Source organism: Candidatus Poriferisodalis sp., assembly GCF_965214215.1.
Lineage (GTDB): Bacteria > Actinomycetota > Acidimicrobiia > Acidimicrobiales > Poriferisodalaceae > Poriferisodalis.
Map to the genome: position 1 here is coordinate 1924754 of NZ_CBDCBD010000003.1, position 19097 is coordinate 1943850.

Consider the following 19097-nt stretch of genomic DNA (forward strand, 5'->3'; position numbering starts at 1 on the left):
TGGTGCTTCTTGCGTCGCTTCCATTCGTGCAACGCACCATGCAGCGCCGCTCGAGGTCCCCATCTCAAAATGCACCCGTTGCGGTACCGCAGCCTCCGCCAAGGCCTGCGGACGACCCCGTGGCGACGCAGTCCCCGCCCGATGGTGCCGCCGAACGTGCTGGAGGGCCGGCCGAGACTGGTCCCCCCAGGCCTGCAGCCACCTTTGCGTCGGGGTTGGCCTCGTCGCGCCGGACGCTGCGCGATCGCCTGGCGTCCATCCGTGGACGCCGGCCTGACGGAGCTACGTGGGAGAGCCTGGAAGAGGCCCTGCTCGGCGCCGATGTCGGCGTTGCAACGACAATGGCCACATTGGAGCGCCTGCGGAGCACCGCAGACGATCAGGACCTCGTCGATGCTGGCGAGCTGGTGCACGAACTGGCTGACCAGATGCGTGCAGCCCTCAATGCCGATCGCTCACTGCGCGCGAGTGCGCCGGACCGAGAGGGCGCCACGCCGGTGTGGCTGTTCGTGGGCGTCAACGGCGTGGGTAAGACCACCACGATCGGCAAGGTAGGGGCACGGCTGTCGGCGCAAGGCCAAGTCGTGGTGATGGCCGCCGGCGACACATTCCGCGCGGCCGCGACCTCACAGCTGCAGACGTGGGCTGATCGGTGCGGTGCAGACTTGATCTCGGGCAGCGCTGGCGCCGACCCCAGCTCGGTTGTGCATGACGCCGTCAGCGCCGCGGCGGCCCGCGGTGCCGACATAGTTCTGGCCGATACCGCCGGCAGGCTCCAGAATCGCAAGAATCTCATGGATGAGCTCGCCAAAGTCCGCCGAGTCGCCGATCGGGCGCCAGGTGCCGTTGTCGAGACGCTGCTGGTCATCGACGCGACCACTGGCCAGAATGGTCTGAGCCAGGCACGTGCCTTTGCCGAAGCCACCGACGTCACCGGTGTCGTGCTCACCAAGCTGGACGGCTCGGCGAAGGGTGGGATCGTCTTCGCCATCGAGGCCGAGCTGGGTCTGCGCGTGAAGCTCGTGGGCCTCGGCGAGGGGGCCGATGATCTGGTCGACTTCGACCCCAACAGCTACGTCGACGCCTTGCTCGGCGCCGATCCGGACGCCGGGGTGCCCGCCTCCCACAGCCCAGAACAAGACCGACCAGGGGACTGAGCGATGTTTGACACCCTGACTGACCGATTGTCCGGCACCCTACGGGGCCTGCGGGGCCGCGGACGAATGCGGCCCGCCGACGTCGACGAGGCGTTGGCCGAGATCCGCCTGGCGCTGCTCGAAGCCGATGTCAACGTGGGGGTTGTACGCCGCTTCGTAGACCGGGTCCGTGAGCGCAGCATCGGTGGCGAGGTCACGGCCAGCCTGACGCCCGGCCAGCAGGTCACCAAGATCGTCAACGACGAGCTTGTCGAGATCCTGGGCGGAAGCCCGCTCGACTTCCAGTTCGCTCCGAAGCCGCCCACGGTGGTGATGCTGGCCGGCCTCCAGGGCTCCGGCAAGACGACTGCCGCAGCCAAGTTGGCCCAGTGGTGCAAGTCACAGGGCCGCAATCCGCTGCTGGTCGGCGCCGACCTGCAGCGACCCGCAGCCGTTGAGCAGTTGCGGACGCTTGCCCGCGGCATCGACGTCGAGGTATGGAGCGAGCCCGGAGACCCTGTGGCCTGCGCCGCGGGGGGACTCGCTCACGCCCGCCAGACCGGCCGCGATGTGCTCATCGTGGACACCGCGGGGCGGCTGGCGATCGACGTCGAGCTGATGGGCGAGGTGGCCCGAATCTCGGACGCGGTCGAACCCCATTACACCTTGCTCATCGTCGACTCGATGGTCGGCCAGGACGCCGTCGCGACCGCCGAGGCCTTTCACGCAACACTCGAAGTGGACGGGATCATCCTGACCAAGCTCGACGGCGACGCACGCGGCGGCGCGGCTCTCTCGGTTGCCGAGGTGGTCGGTCGTCCGGTGGCGTTTGCGTCGGTCGGCGAGAAGGTCGACGACTTCGAGCAGTTCCATCCCGACCGCATGGCGAGCCGGATCCTCGGCATGGGCGACGTGATGACGCTCATCGAGAAGGCGGAGGCCGTCTACGAACAAGAAGAGGCAGAGGCGGCGGCCCAGCGACTCGCTGAGGGCACCTTCACGCTCGACGACTTCGTCGACCAGCTTCGTCAGCTTCGCAAGATGGGCAATCTGCAGAGCATCGTGCAGATGATGCCTGGCATCTCCGACCAAGTCCGTAATGCGGATATCGACGACGACCGGATCACCACTGCAGAGGCCATCGTGCTGTCGATGACGCCAGCAGAGCGCGTGTCACCGGAGATCATCGACGCCTCCCGCCGCGCCCGCATTGCCGCTGGCAGCGGTACCTCCTCGGCACAGGTCGCCAACCTGCTGAAGCAGTTCACCCAGATGCGCAAGATGATGGGCGGCATGATGGGCCTGGGATCGAAACGGCGGCCAGCCAGCCGCAAGGCCGGCCGCAAGCGGGGCAAGGGCCCGACCCGTCCGGCCGGCAGCTCCCGCACAGGCGGTGGGCGCACATCGTCGAAGGGCCGGCCGTCGTCGGGCAAGCTCGGCACCAAGCTCGACGGCGGAGGGATCGACTGGGAAGCGCTGGACCTGAAGCTGCCAGGCCGTTGAGGCTGTGCAGCCGAGGGGTTGGGCAGCCAAGGGGTCGGGCAGCCAAGGGGTTACTCAGCATTCGCCCGTTAGGCTCGTTCGTCGGCGCGGCGGCCCATCGGTGCGCCACGAGCCCCCACTCGAACTCATCTAACCGGGAGCGACATGGCCGTTCGTCTGCGCCTCAAGCGCACAGGCAAGAAGAAGCAACCGAGCTACCGCGTCGTCGCAGTCGACAGTCGCAAGCCCCGCGACGGACGCGTGCTGGAGGTCATCGGCACATACGACCCGCGTCAGGAGCCCTCTGCGATCTCGATCGTCAATGAGCGCGCTGTTCACTGGTTGAGCCATGGTGCCCAGCCAAGCGACACCGTGTCCAAGCTGCTGACGATTTCCGGCGCGTGGGACGACTTCCGCTCGCGAGGCTCATCGGCGGCTGCGGGTGACACCGCCGAGGCGGCCCCCGCCGAGCCCGCCCCCGCACCGACGCCCGATCTGGTGATCGACACCGATGAGCCGGGCGCAGACGACTCGTCGGCGACGGCTGTCGGCGGGGCGACAGCCCAGAACACCGAATCCGAGCCGAAAGCAACAGAACCCGGGGAGGCCCAGTGACCGACGGTCACACCGGCGCAGACACCGAGACCACTTCTGCGGAAGAGGTCTTGCTGTATCTCATCGCCCAGCTCGTCGAACATCCCGATCAGGTCGAGGTCGAGATTGCTGAATCGGGATCGAAGCTGAGCCTGACGGCAACCGTGAGCTCGGAGGACATCGGCCGGGTCATCGGCAAGCGAGGTCGCGTTGCGAACGCCATCCGCACGCTGGTGCGCGCCGCAGCCCATCGAGATGGCGTCCAGGTCGAAGTCGACTTCCGGGACTGACCTGAGCCCACCTGGCCTGCTGGAGGTCGCAACAGTCGGGCGCGCGCACGGGGTGCGCGGCGACGTCGTCGTGCACCCGGTCACCAACCGGCTCGAGCGCTTCGATGTCGGTTCGACACTCGTTACCGCTGTGGGCGAGCGAACTGTCTCGCGATCCCGCTTTGACGGCAACCGGTGGCTTGTGCACTTCGACGGCATTGACGACCGTGATGCAGCGGCGGCCCTGACGGGCACGACCGTGTACGCCGAACCGCTCGACGATCCCGACGAGCTGTGGGTGCATGAGCTGTGCGGCAGCTCGGTGATTGATCAGCATGGATTCCACGCCGGCATCGTGACGAGCGTCGTGGCGAATCCGGCCGCTGACCTGCTCGAGCTCGACACCGGACACCTCGTGCCGCTGACATTCGTCGTGCGCCGTGAATCCGGTGCGGTCCACGTGGAGGTGCCACATGGGCTCTTCGAGCTCGAATCACCCTGAGCAATCGTCGCCACCCCATCCGGCGGCGAGGCTGCGCATCGACGTGTTCTCGATCTTCCCCACTGAACTCGACGCCATGTGCGGGCTGAGCATCTTGGGCCGCGCCCGAGCGCAGGGTCTGCTGGACCTCCGCTGCTGGGACTTGCGACGTGCGACCAAGGACGCTCACCGCACCGTCGACGATGCTCCCTTCGGTGGCGGACCGGGCATGATCCTCATGCCGGAGCCGGTCTTTGCGGCCGTCGAGGAGGTCTCGGGACCACGGCCGTTGTTGCTGCTCGATGCCGGCGGCCGGCGATTCGACCAAGCCATGGCCGCTGAGCTAGCAGAGTTGGGGTCGGCGGAGTCAGGCGGCTTCAGCTTGCTATGCGGCCGCTATGAAGGCGTGGACGAGCGCATTCGCACCGAGCTTGTCGATGGCTCAGTCTCCATAGGCGATGTCGTGCTGGCCGGCGGCGAATTCGCCGCCATGGTTGTGGTGGAAGCCGTGGGACGGCTGGTGCCTGGTGTGCTCGGCAATGCAGCGTCCCCAACGGATGAGAGCTTCGCAGCGGGGTTGCTGGAACACCCGCAATGGACACGTCCAGCATCGTTCCGTGGGCTGGAGGCACCCGAAGTACTGCGCAGCGGCGACCACGCCCGCGTCGCTCGCTGGCGCCAGGCCATGGCGCTTGTACGAACTGCCACCGACCGCCCGGACCTCGTAGCGGCGCGAGGTGTCAGTGACGCCGACCGGGAGCTACTTGCAGAGTTTGGCCTCGAGCTCGAGACCGGCTGCTGAGCAGAGGCCGAGCCGAAGGGCGAAGCCGTGGCCAGAGCGGCCCGTGAGCGATAGCGAACAAGAGCGGGAAGCAACTGGTGCGACAGCGTGGAAGTTCACCTATCCGCGCGGCCTGTGGGCACTGAGCCAGCCGGCGATCGTTGCCGCAATTCGCAGGCAGACCACTAGCCTGCGGTGTTCGTCATCACGCCGATCACGGGAGTCGGATCGCTATGGGAAGCACCGATCTTGTCGAGGCAGCGCGCCTGCGCGACGACCATCCCGAATTCGGTCCTGGCGACACGGTGCGCGTTCACGTACGCGTCGTCGAGGGCAACCGGCAGCGGACCCAGATATTCGAGGGCTACGTCATCGCACGGAATTCGTCGGGCATCAGCGAAACCTTCACGGTGCGCAAGCTCAGCTTTGGCGTCGGCGTCGAGCGGACCTTTCCGTTGCACGCGCCCACCATCGCAAAGATCGAGCGCGTGGCCGTCGGCGACGTGCGCAGGGCGAAGCTGTACTACCTGCGCGATCGTGTCGGCAAGGCAGCGCGGATTCGCGAAAAGCGCTTCTAGCAGGGCATCGGCGGTCGCGGGCCGGGCGCGGTGCCCTCATGACCGCTCGGCGTCAGGCGCTCGGCCGCTACGGCGAAGACCTCGTCGAGCGCTGGTATGCCGAGCGGGGTTACCGCATCCTCGAGCGCAATTGGCGCTGCCCGTCAGGCGAGTTGGACCTTGTGGTGACCGACGGCTCGCAGTTGGTGTTCTGTGAGGTCAAGACCCGCTCCAGTGACCGATTCGGCACCGGTTTCGAGGCGATCACCTGGGCCAAGCAGCAGCAGGTCCGGCGTCTCGCGGCGCAGTATGTGCGCCAGCGCGGCGGCTGGGCCGGACCACTCCGCTGCGACGCGGCGTCGGTCATGGGACGCACGGTCGAAGTCCTGACCGCCGCCTTCTAGCCGGGGCAGCCTCTCAGCCGAGCGGCCGCCGCCGGCGCCTCGCCGACCAGCAACCCCAGTGCCAGTGACGTCTCAGGTCGACGGCGTCGTGGGGCACCGCCACGACATGGCCCACGCCAGGTTCGATCGCATTGCCGCAGCCACCGCAGATGTATCGCTTGGTCGCCTCGAACGGCTGCACGCGGCGCACATCGAAGCCCGGCTCCGGTTCGAGCTTGTGCATCGCCGGTCTCAACCCACCAGCGCCCACACGACGAGGCCAGACGCCACGATTGCCGCAGCGGCAAGGAGCACGTAGTCGAGCCGCGTCGCGCGGTGCTTGCGATACGGGTTGTACCCCATGGGTGCAGTATCGCCCCGCATCGCGTCCTTGGTGTCCTCGAGCGTGGCGAAAATGCGTTGCGCTGCGCAGACCGCTGTGGTCTACGGTCCACGCCAAGGTCTCCAGGCCAGCGAGCACCCACAAGTTTTCCGCTGAGGTGCCGTACCGCAGACCGATCTGATCGTAGCCCCGAGCGGGCTTCCCCGTCGAAACCGGACTGCGCCTGCGAGGTGCAGCATCCGGTCCGAGTTGCAGGAGGAGGCCCATGCTGGCTACCGCAACGGCCGCGACGTTGGTTGGCGTCGACGGCCATGTCGTCACCGTCGAAGTGCACACGTCCAGCGGTTTGCCGTCGTTCACCATCGTCGGACTGCCTGACGCGGCGTGCCGCGAAGCACGCGACCGCGTCCGTGCTGCGGTCCTGTCCTCGGGGTTTAAGTGGCCGCCCGGGCGTGTCACGGTCAACCTGGCGCCGTCGGACCTGCGCAAGGGCGGCGCGGTGCTGGACCTGGCGATCGCAGTGGCGTTCCTGACCGTCACCGAGCAGCTGCCGACAGAATCGCTGCGGGGAAAGGCCTTTGTTGGCGAGTTGGGCCTCGACGGCGCCATCCGCAGCGTCGTGGGCGTGCTGCCGCTGGCCGACGCGCTCCGCGACCAAGCGTTGGTGGTCGCGCCTGAGGCCTACCACGTTGCCCGCGCCGCAGGTCCGCGCGAGGTGTACGCGGTGGACACGCTCGCGCGCCTCGTCGCGGTGCTGTCGAATCGCATGCCTTGGCCCGATCCGCCGCCGGATCCGCCTGCTCCGCCCCCCGTCCCGGTCCCCGACCTTCGCGACGTCATCGGGCAGCCTTCCGCCCGGCGAGCAGTCGAGGTTGCTGCAGCGGGCGGTCACCACCTGCTGATGCTGGGGCCACCGGGTGCCGGCAAGACCATGCTCGCCCGCCGGTTGATAGGTCTGCTGCCTGAACTCAGCCGCCAATGCGCGATGGAAGCCACGCGGGTCCAGTCGGCAGCGGGCTTGCCGCTGCCCACGGGCTTGGCCACTCGGCCGATTTTTCGCAGCCCCCACCACACCGCCACGGTCGCTGCGCTCGTCGGCGGCGGTACCGCTGTGATTCGTCCCGGCGAGATCTCGCTGGCACACCGCGGCGTGCTGTTCCTCGACGAACTCGGCGAGTTCGCGCCGAGTGTGCTCGACGCCATGCGCCAGCCGCTCGAAGAAGGTGTCGTTCAAGTGAGTCGAGCCTCAGGATCGTGTTCGTTTCCGTCTCGGTTCTTGCTGGTGGCGGCCATGAATCCGTGCCCATGCGGGCAGGCCGGCCGGCCGAACTCGTGCCGCTGTTCAGATCTCGCCCGCCAGCGTTACCTTCGTCGTCTCTCGGGGCCGTTGCTCGATCGCTTCGATCTGCGCATCCAAGTACAGCCGCCTGATCCCGACCAATTGCTCGACGGCATCGGTGGCGAGCCGACCACTGTCGTCGCCGCCCGGGTGGCCGGGGCGCGCGAGCGGGCGGCATCCCGAGGTGTCGAGACCAACGTCGAGCTGAGCGGCGCGCAACTCGAGCAGTTCGCCCCGCTCACGCCCGCGGCCCACGCTGCGTTGCGTGAGCGCTTGCGCGGCGGACTGCTCAGCGGTCGCGGTCTGCATCGCGTGCGCTGCGTGGCACTGACGCTGTGCGACCTCGCCGCAGACGAGCCTCTCATCGATGCTGAACGCCTCGCCGAAGCGCTGTCGCTGCGCGCCAGCGTCGGCAAGCTCTATGCGCCCGCAGCTGCAGCGTGAGCCTCCCACGATGATGCGCGCATCGAGGTTCGAGCGGTGATCGCGGGTGACCCTGCAGGCGACGAGCGGGCGGAGCTCGGGGCGCTGGTTGAGCTGTGTTCGCTGCCGCGCATGGGTCCGGCACGGATGCGCGCATTGATGGGCGACGGCGACGCGCTCGGGGCCATCGAGCACTTGCGCCGCGGTCGGGAGGCGGTGCTGGCTGGGTTGCGGGCCTGCCGCGGCGTCGATGAGGCATTGATCGCGGCGTGGCGCCGGCAGGTCACATCGGCGTTCGACCAAGCGGCGGCAAGCGGGCAAATGGTTGGTGCCGGCCTGCTCGATGCCCATGCACAGGCAGGCATCTGGATGACGGTGCCGGCGCGCACCGATGCGGCCGAGATCTGGGAGTCGGACCCCGAGCCGCCTGCGCTGCTGTTTGGTCAGGGTGGCGCCATTGATCCGGCGGTCCGGCGTGTCGGCGTCGTGGGCACGCGACGATGCACGGCCTACGGACGTACGGTGGCGCGCCAACTCGGAGCGGGCCTCGCCGGGGCTGGTGTGGCAGTGGTGTCTGGCCTCGCGACCGGCGTCGACGGCATCGCTCAGCGCGCAGCGCTGGATGAGAGCGGCCAGGTCATCGGCGTGGTTGGCAGCGGGCTGGATCAGGTGTACCCAGCTTCGAATCGGGCGCTGTGGGCCGATGTGGCCCGGCACGGAACACTGCTCAGCGAATACCCGCTGGGCAGGCGTGCGGCGCCGTGGCAGTTCCCGGCGCGCAATCGGATTGTGGCGGCGCTGTGCGAAGTACTGGTGGTGGTCGAGTCGGGTCCAACAGGTGGCTCGATGTACACCGTCGACGCCGCAGCCGAACGGGACCGGCCGGTCATGGCGGTGCCGGGGCCAATCACCAGCGTCGCATCGGTTGGCACCAACCGGCTCTTGTCGGAGGGATGCGCGCCGGTCTGCGATGTAGACGACATTTTGGCGGCGCTGGGCGAACCTGCTGGTGCTCATGGCTCGGCGGCGAGCCCCGCCCCGCCGAGCTGCGAACTCGATCGCCGGGTCCTCGATGAACTCACTGCGGGTCCGCGCACACTCGACGAGCTCACGCTACGCACCGGTGCCGGACTGGCCGAGCTGGCATCAGCGCTCGGTCGCTTGCAGCTCGCAGGTTGGGCCGCGGAGACGGGCGGATGGTGGGAGAAGGCTCGATGACGGCCCATGCTGGTTGCACTGATGCTCGCAATCCAGCGGGGGCCGCTCGGTACTGTGGTTCTGGTGGCCGCGGCACCACCCGCTTGGCGGGTTCCCGAGTTCATCTTGTCGCTCACTGCGGCATCGGAGTCCACCAGGCGCGCCTATCGAACCGATGTGTGCCAATTCTGCGAGTGGGCCTCGCGCGCAGGCCTCGACGCACCCAGCGACGTCGACCGGCGCCGGCTGCGGCGATACATCGCATTTCTGTCGGTACGCGGACTGACGCAGCGCTCCGTGGCGCGCAAGGCATCCGCATTGCGGCGTTACTTCGGCTGGCTGGTGCGCGACGGCGCCGTCGAGGTCGATCCGGCGCTCGGTCTCGCCGCGCCCGCTGGCTCAGGACGGTTGCCGCGCGTACTCGGTGCAGCGGAAGTCTCCGAGATGCTCGGCGACGGTGCGGTTCCGCCGGATCCGACCGAGATGCGGGACCGCCTCGTGCTCGAATTGCTCTACGGCAGCGGCTTGCGGGTCGCCGAGCTCTGCGGGCTCGACCGCGGCGCCGTCGAGCCCCCCAGCACCCACATAGAGGTGATCGGCAAGGGTGCCAAGCCCCGCCGAGTGCCGCTCAGCGAGCCTTCGGTGGCATTGCTCGCAGCTTGGCGCGACGGTGGCAGCGACGAGTTCGATGCGCAGCGTCTGCGCCAGGGGGCCGACCGCGACCCTGTGGCGCTGCTGGTGAACCTGCGCGGCAATCGCCTCGGGACACGCGACGTACAGCGGGTCCTGGATCATTACGCAGACACGCCGACCCATCCCCATGCCTTGCGGCACACCTACGCGACGCATCTGCTCGACGGCGGCGCCGACTTGCGCGTCGTGCAGGAATTGCTCGGCCATCAGCGACTTGCCACGACACAGATCTATACGCGAGTGAGCAGGGAGCGCCTCAGAGAGGTGTACGAGTCGGCGCACCCGCGCGCCTGACCGCAGCTCTTGTTGTCGCAGCCGCGGGGGTGCTGGCTGTCGGCAGCGCCCCCGCCACAGCGCAGACTGGGCCAACCCAGACTGGGCCGACGACAACTGGGCCGACGGTGACCTACGTCTGGCCGGTCGAGGGAACGGTGGTCGATCCGTTTCGACCGCCGACGCATTCTTACGGGCCAGGCAATCGCGGCCTGGAGTTCGCAACGCAGCCCGGTGCATCGTTCTGGGCGGCCGCACGTGGCGTCGTGAGCTTCGCAGGACAGGTGGGTGGTCGGCTCCACGTCACGGTGAGCCATCCCGACGGTCTGCGAGTGTCGTATTCGGGGGTGGCGACCATTGGCGTGCGTCGAGGCGAACGAGTGCATCAGGGACAACCGCTGGGCACCACCGGCGACAGGTTGCATGTCGGCGTGCGTCGAGGCGAGACCTACCTCGACCCCGCCCGAATCTTCGACGAGGACGGCGGTGTCGGCGCGCAACCCGTTCTCGGCCGTCCGCGGCTCGTTCCCTCACCGGTGCCCGTGTACCGCCTGCAACTGCGCTGGTTACACTCCGACGCTGGCATTGCAGTGCTCTGATGTCCAGTCTCCCGCAGGCCCCGTCTTGTGGAGGCCCGGTCTCGCGGGTGCCGCAGCGCCATGTCCATGAGCTGATCAGCCGGGGCGACCCCACGGTCGCCGCTGCCCAAGCGGCGTCGTCCTCGGTGCAGAGTTTCGAACCGTGGGGAGGAGCATTCATGTCCGCTGTCGTGACCATGTCCGACCTGCTCGCCGCCGGCGTGCACTTCGGCCACCAGACCCGTCGCTGGAATCCCAAGATGGAGCGATTCCTGTGGGGTGAGCGCAACGGCATCTACATCATCGACCTTCAGCAAACGCTCCAGCTTCTCGAGAACGCCTATGCCTACGTGCGCGACACGGTGGCTCGTGGCGGAACGATCCTCTTCGTCGGGACCAAGCGCCAGGCGCAGTATCCGATCGAGCGCCACGCCAATGCCTGCGCGATGCCGTACGTGAACCAGCGTTGGCTGGGCGGGATGCTCACCAACTTCCGCACGATTCGCGGCCGGGTCGAGAAGATGCTTGAGTACGAGCGGATGCGGTCCGCTGGCGACTTCAACAACATGCCGAAAAAGGAAGCCTTGCTTCACACCCGTGAGCTGACCAAGCTGCAGCGCAACCTGAACGGCATCCGGAACATGGACAAGCTGCCCGATGCCGTCTTCGTGCTCGATACACCGAAAGAGCACATCGCTGTGGCGGAGGCCGTCCGATTGAAGCTTCCCGTTGTCGCTGTCGCCGACTCGAACTCCGATCCCGACCCGATCACCTACGTCATCCCGGGGAACGACGACGCCATCCGCTCGACCGAACTGCTGTGCCGGGTGATTGCCGACGCCGCCCTCGAGGGTCGATACATGGCCGAGCGCAGCGGCGTGGCGGTGGCTCCTGCTGCAGACCGCTCGCCGTCCGAAGAAGCTCGGATCGCCGCACAGCAAGCCGAGGCACAGCGAGCTGCGATGGCAGAGGCTGCGGAGCGCGAGGCCAGAATCGCCGCCGACCAGGCCCGCAAGGCGGCCGCCGCTGCCGCCGTTCCTGATATGCGGTCTGCCGACACTCCGGTTGCGTCGGCCGCCGTCGGCAGCGAAGCAGGTCCCGCCATTTCCGCCGAGCCGTCCGGAAACGTCGAGCCTGCGACCGAATCCGCCGACTCCGAACCGGGAACTCCGCCAGCTGCATCGGAAGGAGCCGCTTGACATGGCAGCGTTCACCGCCAAAGACGTTCAGGCTCTGCGCCAGGCCACTGGTGCGGGAATGATGGACGCAAAGAACGCGCTGAGCCGATGCGATGGGGATGCCGCCGCAGCAGCCCAGTGGCTTCGTGAGAACGGCATCGCCAAGTCCGCGGCACGAGCCGACCGTGACAACAGCGACGGCGTCGTCGTGGCTCGCGTGGAGGACAGCGAGGACGGCTCAGTCGGCGCCATCGTCGAGTTGCGCTGCGAGACAGACTTTGTCGCCAAGTCCGATGGATTTCTCTCGATGGCCGACAAGCTGCTGAGCGATGTGATCGCAAGCGGTCCCTCAGCCGTCGCCGATGCGGCGAGCGTCATCGACGATCTCAAGATCACGCTCAAGGAGAACATCGCGATTGGAACGGTACAGCGCTTCGAGGCCCCGAGCGGTTCCTGCATCGATGCCTACGTCCACCACCAGAACGGCCGTGGCGTCAACGCAGTGCTCGTGCAACTCGAAGGAGCGACACCCGAACTCGCTCACGATGTCGCGCTGCACATAGCGAGCAGCCGCCCCACCTACATCCGGCGGTCAGAGGTGCCGACCGACGTGCTTGATCGCGAACGGGCAACCTTCGAGGCAATCAGCCGCAATGAGGGCAAACCGGAGGCGGCGCTGCCGAAGATCGTCGAAGGCCGCCTCACCGGCTACCTGCGTGAGCACACGCTCATGGAGCAGAAGTTCGTGAAGGACGAGAAGCGGACGATCGCCGATCTCGTCGGTCCGGCGAACGTCACGCGTTTCGCCCAAGTCGAGATCGGTCGCTGAGCACCGCTGTGGCTGCGGCTGAGTCCAAAGAGCCGCAGAAGGCCCGCCGTTGGGAGGGACCGCCCAAGTGGAGGCGGGTGGTGCTGAAGCTGTCGGGCGAAGCCTTGGCCGAAGCCGGAGGCCACAACGTCAGTGCATCGGTAGTTGATGGGCTCGCCTCGGAGATTGCCGACGTGGTGACCTCACTGGACGTCGATATCGCCGTCGTCGTCGGCGGCGGCAATATCTGGCGCGGTATGGCGGGCTCGATCGGCGGCATGGACCGTGCTCAGTCTGACCACATGGGGATGCTCGCCACCGTCATCAATGCGCTCGCGCTGCAAGATGCGCTCGAGCGCAAAGACGTGCCCACGCGGGTGATGACCGCCATCGGCATGGCGCAGATCGCCGAGCCCTATATCCGGCGCCGCGCCGTGCGCCACCTCGAGAAAGGCCGCGTAGTGATCTTCGCGGCTGGCACCGGCAACCCGTTCTTCACGACTGACACAGCGGCGGCACTGCGTGCAGCGGAAGTCGACGCAGATGTCGTGCTCAAGGGCACGCATTCCGGAGTCGATGGCGTCTACACGGCCGATCCGCAGACGGATCCGAACGCTCAGCTCCTCAGCGAGGTCACGTTTCTCGAAGTGCTGTCGCGGGAGTTGGCGGTGATGGACTCCGCCGCGATCGCCGTGTGCAAGGACAACGCCACTCCGATCGTGGTCTTCGATCTGATGACACGAGGCAATTTCCGCAGCGTTGTCGAAGGCGAGCCGCTCGGCACGCTCGTGCGCTGAGCGCCGCTTCACTCCCGACAGGTCGCCGAAGTGACGGCGACTCCCGGCAGGTCGTCGCTACGCTGGGCAGGTGAGCGAATTCGCCGCCGAGATCTGCACGGATGCTCGCGATCGGATGCGCAGCGCTGTCGAACACGCCCGCGGCAACTTCGCCACCGTCCGCACCGGGCGCGCAACGCCGGCACTGGTCGAGAAGATTCAAGTCGACTACTACGGCGCGGCCGTTCCCTTGCAACAGCTCGCAGGATTCTCGGTACCCGAGGCACGCATGCTGGTGATCCAGCCGTTTGACCGGGCTGCAGTCGACGCCATTTCCAAGGCCGTCATGGAGTCCGACCTGGGCATCAATCCATCGAGCGATGGCCATGTCCTGCGGCTGGTCTTTCCCCCGCTGACCGAGGACCGGCGAAGAGATCTGGTACGGGTAGTGAAGCAGATGGCCGAGGACGGGCGTGTCGCGGTGCGCAACCTGCGTCGCAGTGCTCGTCACGATCTCGATACCCTCGAAAAGGAGAAGGAGATCTCCGCCGATCAAAAGCGCAGCTTCGAACAGGAGCTCGACGCGGACACTGCCAAGTACGTCGGAGACATTGATCGGGCGTTGGATGCCAAGGAGCAAGAACTCCTCGAGGTGTAACCGAGCAGGTGTGAAGGTAGATGTCCGAAAGCAGCGAGCATCCGCCGACGCACTCCGGCTCCGGTTCCGATGATCCGGCGATCACTGGCGATCCCTTGGGAATCACCCGACCACTCGTGAACTTCGAATCCGACGACGACACTGCATCGGCTGAGCCAGCCGCGCCGAGGTCGCCTTCCGCATCCGGTGCCGCGGCCGCAGAGTCAGAGCGTCGCGGGGGCTCCCGCCTGTTCCCGCAGCTGCCCGACGACCCACGACTGGCCAGCGATGCTCCGGCGGCTGCCGAAGAAGGCGCCGACGCCGGTTATGAACCACTCTTCGACGCTCCCGAGGACGCGCCGCTGGCTTCACCGGCCGACCCCGCGCCAGCGCCAGCGGACCGGGCGCCAGCTCCCGCGGACATGACATCAACGCCGGCCGGAGCGCCGGCGGTGCCAGTCGCCCAGGCTGCTGCGGCATCCGTGCCGGTCGCGGCGGCCGCAACTCCTACCGAAGTACCGTCGGAGACCGGCGCGTCGACATCTGAACCTGATCGCTTCGCTCAATGGGCCCGGCTCGATGCGTCCGCATCGCATTGGCGCGAGGGAAGCCAGGACTACGAGGAGCGTGGAGTCGTGAGCGACGAAGCCCGGACCATGTTGCACAACGGTCCCGCCGAGGCCGGCCGCACCGGTCGCAATCTGCCCGCTGCCATCGCCGTCGGTGCAGCGCTGGCCGCGCTGTTCTTTGGCGCGCTCCGGGTGGGCGAAGCAGCCACCGTTGCGCTCATCGTCATCGTGCTGGTGCTGGCGGCAGCGGAGTTCTACCGGGCCGCCCGACCGCTCGGCTACCGGCCGGCAACGTTGGCAGGCCTCGTCGGAGTCGGCGGCTTGTCGGTCGCTGTGCACCTGCGGGGTGTCGAGGCCTATCCCATCGTGCTGGCTGTCTCTGCGATGACCGTCTTTTGTTGGTTCCTGCTCGGCGTCGAGCGAGATCATCCCACCGCGAACTTGGCCATCACGATGCTCGGACTGCTGTGGGTCGGCGGCTTGGGATCGTTCGCCGCGCTGATCTTGCGCGAGCCCAATGGCGACTCCATGCTGATCGGTGCCGTGATCGGGACCGTCGTCTATGACGTCGGCGGCTATGTGGTCGGCCGAACGACAGGCCAAAGTCGCCTCGCTCCGCGGATCAGCCCCAACAAGACTCACGAGGGGCTCATCGGGGGCATCGTGCTGTCAGTCGTGATCACCACGCTCGTGCTGAATCGCTTCCCCGGTGTGTTCCCGTGGACGGGAAGCCTGCTTGACGCGCTGTGGCTGAGTCTCGCCGTCGCGTTCGCGGCGCCGCTCGGGGATCTGACTCAGTCGATGGTCAAGCGCGATGTGGCCATCAAGGACATGGGCAGCCTGCTGCCCGGTCACGGCGGCGTCTTTGATCGCTTCGATGCGCTGCTCTTTGCCTTGCCGGCGGCCTATTTCGCCGGCACGTACGTCGCCGGCTAGACCCATGGGCGCGACGACCGTCGCGGTGCTCGGTTCGACGGGTTCGATCGGCACCCAGACGCTGGAGGTAATGCGCGCAGAGCCGGGCCGATTCCGAGCGATCGCGCTTGCCGCCAACAGCTCGGTCAGCGAACTCGCCGCTCAGGCCGCTGAATTCGCACCGGCAGCCGTCGGCATCGGCGATCCCGAGCTCGTGGGGGAGCTGCGGGCGGCACTGCCTGCCGGCATCGAGGTGCTTGGGGGCCGTGATGCATTTGCCGATCTCGCAGCCATCGCCGACGTCGTGGTGAATGGTGTCGTGGGATTCGCCGGCCTGGGTGTCACGCTGTCGGCACTTCGGGCCGGGCGCCGGCTCGCGTTGGCGAACAAGGAGAGCCTCATTGCGGCGGGGCCGCTGGTGCAGCCCTTGCGAACCGTGCCAGGAGCCGAGCTCATTCCGGTTGACAGCGAGCACAGCGCCCTGCACCAGTGTCTCGCCGGACAAACGGCGTCTCCCGAGCGGCTGATTCTCACCGGCAGCGGCGGGCCGTTCCGTGGCCGCGACGCCGCCGGATTGCGCGAGGCAACCGTCGCTGACGCCTTGGCACATCCGACGTGGTCCATGGGTCCCAAGATCACGGTCGATTCGTCGACACTCATGAACAAGGGCCTCGAGGTCATCGAGGCTCACGAGTTGTTCGGCGTGGATTACGACCGGATCGAGGTGGTCATCCAGCCGCAGTCGGTAATCCACTCGATGGTGACCTTTGCCGACGGCAGCACCATGGCGCAGCTCTCCTTGCCAGACATGCGGTTGCCCATCGGCTACGCCTTGGCATACCCCGAGCGCATCGGGACGCCGTTCGGCGCCGTCGACTGGTCGACGATCGGCGCGCTCGAATTCGAAATGCCCGACACCGAGACATTCGGATGCCTGCGCTTGGCGTACGACGCGGGGCGGGCAGGCGGCACCGCGCCCGCCTGGCTGAATGGGGCCAACGAGCAGGCCGTGGGCGCGTTCTTGGAGGGCCAACTGCGTTGGCACGAGATCGAACGCGTGATCGACCAAGCGATGCAGCATCACGATGGAGCATCTGCGGACAGCGTGGAGGCAGTCATCGCAGCGGATCAGCAGGGACGCCGCCATGTGGCTGACGCAGTGATCGGTCGAGTTCCATGAGGGGCCACGCGGACGAGCCGCACACCCCGACGCCCGGCATGGCTGCACGCACCGCCGGCTGGGTTTCCGCATTCGTGGTGCTGGCGTTGTTGGCGTGGAGCTACCCCTCCGCTGTCGGTGCCGCGACGGTGCTCGCCGGTGTGCTGTTCATGCACGAGTTCGGCCACTTCGCGGCTGCTCGCGCGGTCGGGATGAAGGCCACCGACTTCTTCTTGGGCTTCGGCCCGCGGCTGTGGAGCTTTCGCCGGGGCGAGACGACCTACGGCCTGCGGGCGCTGCCGCTGGGCGCCTACGTGCGCGTCATCGGCATGTCGAGCAGCGATTCCGTCGAACCGGGCGATGAGCACCGGGCGTACCGGAACAAGAGCTACCCCCGCCGCCTGCTGGTTGTGAGCGCGGGTTCGCTCATGCACCTGATGATGGCGCTGGTCGCCTTTGTGGCACTGCATGCAGTGCTCGGCGCGCCGGTCCTCGAAGAGGACCGTTGGCAGGTTGCCGAGGTGATGAGCCAGCGAGACGGGGTGGCACTTCCCGCCGTCTCCGCGGGAATTTCCGCAGGCGATCGCATTGTGGGCGTCAACGGCACCCTCACCGAGGACTGGAGTGTGTTTGTGTCCGAGGTGCAGGCCCGGCCAGGCGAGCGGGTGCTGCTCGAGATCGAACGAGACGGGACGCTCCTCGATCTGGAAACGACGCTGGCCGCCGATCCCGAAACAGGACGCGGACTGCTGGGAGTACGCGCCGGGCAGGCGATCACCTATGAGACCGCCGGCCTGCCCACAGCGATTGTCCGAGGATTCGCCGACCTCTCAGGAGCGATCGCCGATTCGGTGCGCGGCATCTGGTCGCTGTTCGCCAACTTCGGCGACGTGGTTGACCGAATCGTGTCGCCGCCCGGTGATCCATCTGCCAACGAGAACCTGGGCATGCGGCCATTGAGCGTCTTCGGCATCGTCGACCTGGCTTCGGACTCCTCGTGGGGTTGGTCCGAGCGGGCGCTGATGTTTGCGATGGTCAATGTCTTCCTCGGTGTGTTCAACATGTTGCCGGTGCCGCCCTTCGACGGGGGCCATGTGGCAATTGCAACCTATGAACGCTGGCGCGAGCGCGGGGGACGCGGCCGTTACCTGAGCGATCCCCGGGCGTTGGCACCCGTGGTGGCCGTCGTGGTGACCGCCCTCGTCCTGCTGGCGGTCGGCCTGCTCTACCTCGACATCGCCAACCCAATCGATCTGTGAGCCCATCAGCCCCATGACCAGTTTCGCCAGCTACCCCCGTCGGCATACCCGGCAGGTGCTTGTCGGATCGGTCGCCGTCGGCGGCGGGGCACCCATCTCGGTGCAGTCGATGACCACCACCAAGACCTCCGACGTCGAGGGCACCCTCACCCAGATCTACGCACTGGCTGGCGCTGGCGCCGACATCGTGCGCTGCACGGCGAACGACCTCGCAGCCGTCGAGGCGCTCGCGCACATCGTGCCCCGCTCGCCAGTGCCCCTCGTGGCCGACGTCCATTTTCAGTACCGGCTGGCGCTGGCAGCTCTCGATGCCGGAGTGGCCTGCCTGCGGCTGAATCCAGGCAATATCCGCAAGCCCGACCAGATACGCGCCGTGGCGTCAGGGGCTCGGGATCGTGGCGTCCCCATCCGTATCGGCGTCAACGGCGGCTCCCTCGATCCCGACATCGAGGCGCGCTATGGCATGACCCCGACCGCATTGGTCGAATCGGCCAAACGAGAACTCGGCTACTTCACCGAGGTGGGATTCGACGACGTCAAGATCTCGGTCAAGGCCAGCGATGTGACGCTGATGGTGGAGTCCTACCGGATGCTCGCCGACGAGGTCGATTTCCCGCTGCACCTCGGCGTAACGGAAGCCGGCCCCCCTCCTGCCGGCTTGGTGAAATCGACCGCGGGCATCGCAACCCTGCTCAATGAAGGCATCGGTGACACGATCCGTTACAGCCTGACAGCCGATCCGGTCCAAGAGGCCAAGGCCGGCCAGCAATTGCTCCAGGCGTTGGGTCTGCGGGAGCGTTCGGGCACTGATCTCGTTGCGTGCCCGTCATGCGGCCGGGCCGAAGTGGACGTCATTTCGGTAGCCGAGGAAGCCCAGGCGGCCTTTGAACAGCTCGACTTGGCGGTGCAAGTGGCGGTGATGGGCTGCGTGGTGAACGGGCCGGGTGAGGCCCGCAGTGCCGACCTGGGGATCGCCGCAGGCCGCTCGCGCGGCCATCTCTTCGTCAAGGGCCAAGTCGTGTCGGTGGTGCCCGAGGACGAGATGGTCGCGGCCTTGGTGAGCTGGGCCAAGATTGTGGCAGCCGACGGCGTGGAAGCCGCCCTCGCCAGGGCGGAGGCCGGCGCTGCCGCAGCGGCTGCAGCCGACCGCGCAGCGCTGGTGAGCGAGCAGGGTGACGACGTCAATGACGCCGCTGAGCGCGTCGCCCTCATCCGGCGACGGTGACGGTGAGCAGATCCGCCGGCGCGCCCAAATCTCCTTCGCTGG

General features: G+C 67.4%; 21 protein-coding genes. 20 read left to right on the forward strand and 1 reads right to left on the reverse strand.

Going from position 1 to position 19097, the window contains the following annotated elements; all coding sequences use genetic code 11:
- The first annotated feature begins 119 nt into the window (after window positions 1–119).
- The 8 genes from ftsY (at window position 120) to ACOOF5_RS11160 (ending at window position 5704) form a co-directional block, all read left to right on the forward strand.
- Complete coding sequence (gene ftsY / locus ACOOF5_RS11125) at window positions 120–1157, forward strand: signal recognition particle-docking protein FtsY (protein ID WP_420439114.1); 1038 nt, start codon at window positions 120–122, stop codon at window positions 1155–1157.
- Between the two features lie 3 nt (window positions 1158–1160).
- Window positions 1161–2639 carry a signal recognition particle protein gene (ffh, locus tag ACOOF5_RS11130; protein WP_420439116.1) on the forward strand — a complete coding sequence of 493 codons (1479 nt, stop codon included), beginning with the start codon at window positions 1161–1163 and terminating at the stop codon, window positions 2637–2639.
- A 144-nt stretch (window positions 2640–2783) separates the two neighbouring features.
- On the forward strand, window positions 2784–3233 hold the full coding sequence (rpsP, locus tag ACOOF5_RS11135) for a 30S ribosomal protein S16 (protein ID WP_420439118.1): 450 nt from the start codon (window positions 2784–2786) through the stop codon (window positions 3231–3233).
- On the forward strand, window positions 3230–3502 hold the full coding sequence (locus ACOOF5_RS11140) for a KH domain-containing protein (RefSeq protein WP_420439120.1): 273 nt from the start codon (window positions 3230–3232) through the stop codon (window positions 3500–3502). The genes rpsP and ACOOF5_RS11140 overlap by 4 nt, the downstream gene beginning before the upstream one ends.
- Window positions 3468–3983: a ribosome maturation factor RimM gene (rimM, locus tag ACOOF5_RS11145; RefSeq protein ID WP_420439122.1), complete on the forward strand. Its 516-nt coding sequence runs from the start codon at window positions 3468–3470 to the stop codon at window positions 3981–3983. Before ACOOF5_RS11140 ends, rimM begins: the two co-directional genes overlap by 35 nt.
- Window positions 3955–4764 (forward strand): tRNA (guanosine(37)-N1)-methyltransferase TrmD, encoded by an 810-nt coding sequence (trmD, locus tag ACOOF5_RS11150; RefSeq protein WP_420439124.1) that lies wholly within the window; start codon window positions 3955–3957, stop codon window positions 4762–4764. Before rimM ends, trmD begins: the two co-directional genes overlap by 29 nt.
- Window positions 4765–4976: 212 nt before the next feature.
- Window positions 4977–5321: a 50S ribosomal protein L19 gene (gene rplS, locus ACOOF5_RS11155; RefSeq protein ID WP_420439126.1), complete on the forward strand. Its 345-nt coding sequence runs from the start codon at window positions 4977–4979 to the stop codon at window positions 5319–5321.
- Between the two features lie 38 nt (window positions 5322–5359).
- Window positions 5360–5704: a YraN family protein gene (locus ACOOF5_RS11160; protein ID WP_420439128.1), complete on the forward strand. Its 345-nt coding sequence runs from the start codon at window positions 5360–5362 to the stop codon at window positions 5702–5704.
- A gap of 13 nt (window positions 5705–5717) precedes the next feature.
- Here ACOOF5_RS11160 and ACOOF5_RS11165 read toward each other — a convergent pair whose 3' ends face one another.
- Window positions 5718–5927 (reverse strand): hypothetical protein, encoded by a 210-nt coding sequence (locus tag ACOOF5_RS11165; protein ID WP_420439130.1) that lies wholly within the window; start codon window positions 5925–5927, stop codon window positions 5718–5720.
- Window positions 5928–6291: 364 nt separating this feature from the next.
- Here ACOOF5_RS11165 and ACOOF5_RS11170 point away from each other — a divergent pair, with 364 nt between their 5' ends.
- From ACOOF5_RS11170 to ispG, 12 genes are all read left to right on the forward strand, one after another.
- Window positions 6292–7809 (forward strand): YifB family Mg chelatase-like AAA ATPase, encoded by a 1518-nt coding sequence (locus ACOOF5_RS11170; RefSeq protein WP_420439132.1) that lies wholly within the window; start codon window positions 6292–6294, stop codon window positions 7807–7809.
- 36 nt (window positions 7810–7845) lie between these two features.
- On the forward strand, window positions 7846–9006 hold the full coding sequence (gene dprA, locus ACOOF5_RS11175; protein WP_420439134.1) for a DNA-processing protein DprA: 1161 nt from the start codon (window positions 7846–7848) through the stop codon (window positions 9004–9006).
- Window positions 9007–9012: 6 nt separating this feature from the next.
- Complete coding sequence (locus ACOOF5_RS11180; protein ID WP_420439136.1) at window positions 9013–9972, forward strand: tyrosine-type recombinase/integrase; 960 nt, start codon at window positions 9013–9015, stop codon at window positions 9970–9972.
- 107 nt (window positions 9973–10079) lie between these two features.
- Window positions 10080–10550: a murein hydrolase activator EnvC family protein gene (locus ACOOF5_RS11185; RefSeq protein WP_420439138.1), complete on the forward strand. Its 471-nt coding sequence runs from the start codon at window positions 10080–10082 to the stop codon at window positions 10548–10550.
- 158 nt (window positions 10551–10708) lie between these two features.
- Window positions 10709–11728 carry a 30S ribosomal protein S2 gene (gene rpsB / locus ACOOF5_RS11190; RefSeq protein ID WP_420440963.1) on the forward strand — a complete coding sequence of 340 codons (1020 nt, stop codon included), beginning with the start codon at window positions 10709–10711 and terminating at the stop codon, window positions 11726–11728.
- Between the two features lies 1 nt (window position 11729).
- Window positions 11730–12536 (forward strand): translation elongation factor Ts, encoded by an 807-nt coding sequence (gene tsf, locus ACOOF5_RS11195; protein WP_420439140.1) that lies wholly within the window; start codon window positions 11730–11732, stop codon window positions 12534–12536.
- An 8-nt stretch (window positions 12537–12544) separates the two neighbouring features.
- Complete coding sequence (gene pyrH / locus ACOOF5_RS11200) at window positions 12545–13312, forward strand: UMP kinase (protein WP_420439142.1); 768 nt, start codon at window positions 12545–12547, stop codon at window positions 13310–13312.
- Between the two features lie 70 nt (window positions 13313–13382).
- Window positions 13383–13949 (forward strand): ribosome recycling factor, encoded by a 567-nt coding sequence (gene frr, locus ACOOF5_RS11205; RefSeq protein ID WP_420439144.1) that lies wholly within the window; start codon window positions 13383–13385, stop codon window positions 13947–13949.
- Window positions 13950–13969: 20 nt separating this feature from the next.
- Window positions 13970–15433 carry a phosphatidate cytidylyltransferase gene (locus ACOOF5_RS11210; RefSeq protein ID WP_420439146.1) on the forward strand — a complete coding sequence of 488 codons (1464 nt, stop codon included), beginning with the start codon at window positions 13970–13972 and terminating at the stop codon, window positions 15431–15433.
- Window positions 15434–15437: 4 nt separating this feature from the next.
- Window positions 15438–16592, forward strand: a complete 1155-nt coding sequence (dxr, locus tag ACOOF5_RS11215) for a 1-deoxy-D-xylulose-5-phosphate reductoisomerase (protein ID WP_420439148.1) — start codon at window positions 15438–15440, stop codon at window positions 16590–16592.
- Window positions 16589–17830, forward strand: coding sequence for a M50 family metallopeptidase (locus tag ACOOF5_RS11220; RefSeq protein WP_420439150.1), 1242 nt, complete (start codon window positions 16589–16591; stop codon window positions 17828–17830). The genes dxr and ACOOF5_RS11220 overlap by 4 nt, the downstream gene beginning before the upstream one ends.
- Before the next feature lie 13 nt (window positions 17831–17843).
- Window positions 17844–19055 carry a flavodoxin-dependent (E)-4-hydroxy-3-methylbut-2-enyl-diphosphate synthase gene (gene ispG, locus ACOOF5_RS11225; RefSeq protein ID WP_420439152.1) on the forward strand — a complete coding sequence of 404 codons (1212 nt, stop codon included), beginning with the start codon at window positions 17844–17846 and terminating at the stop codon, window positions 19053–19055.
- The last annotated feature ends 42 nt before the right edge of the window (window positions 19056–19097 follow it).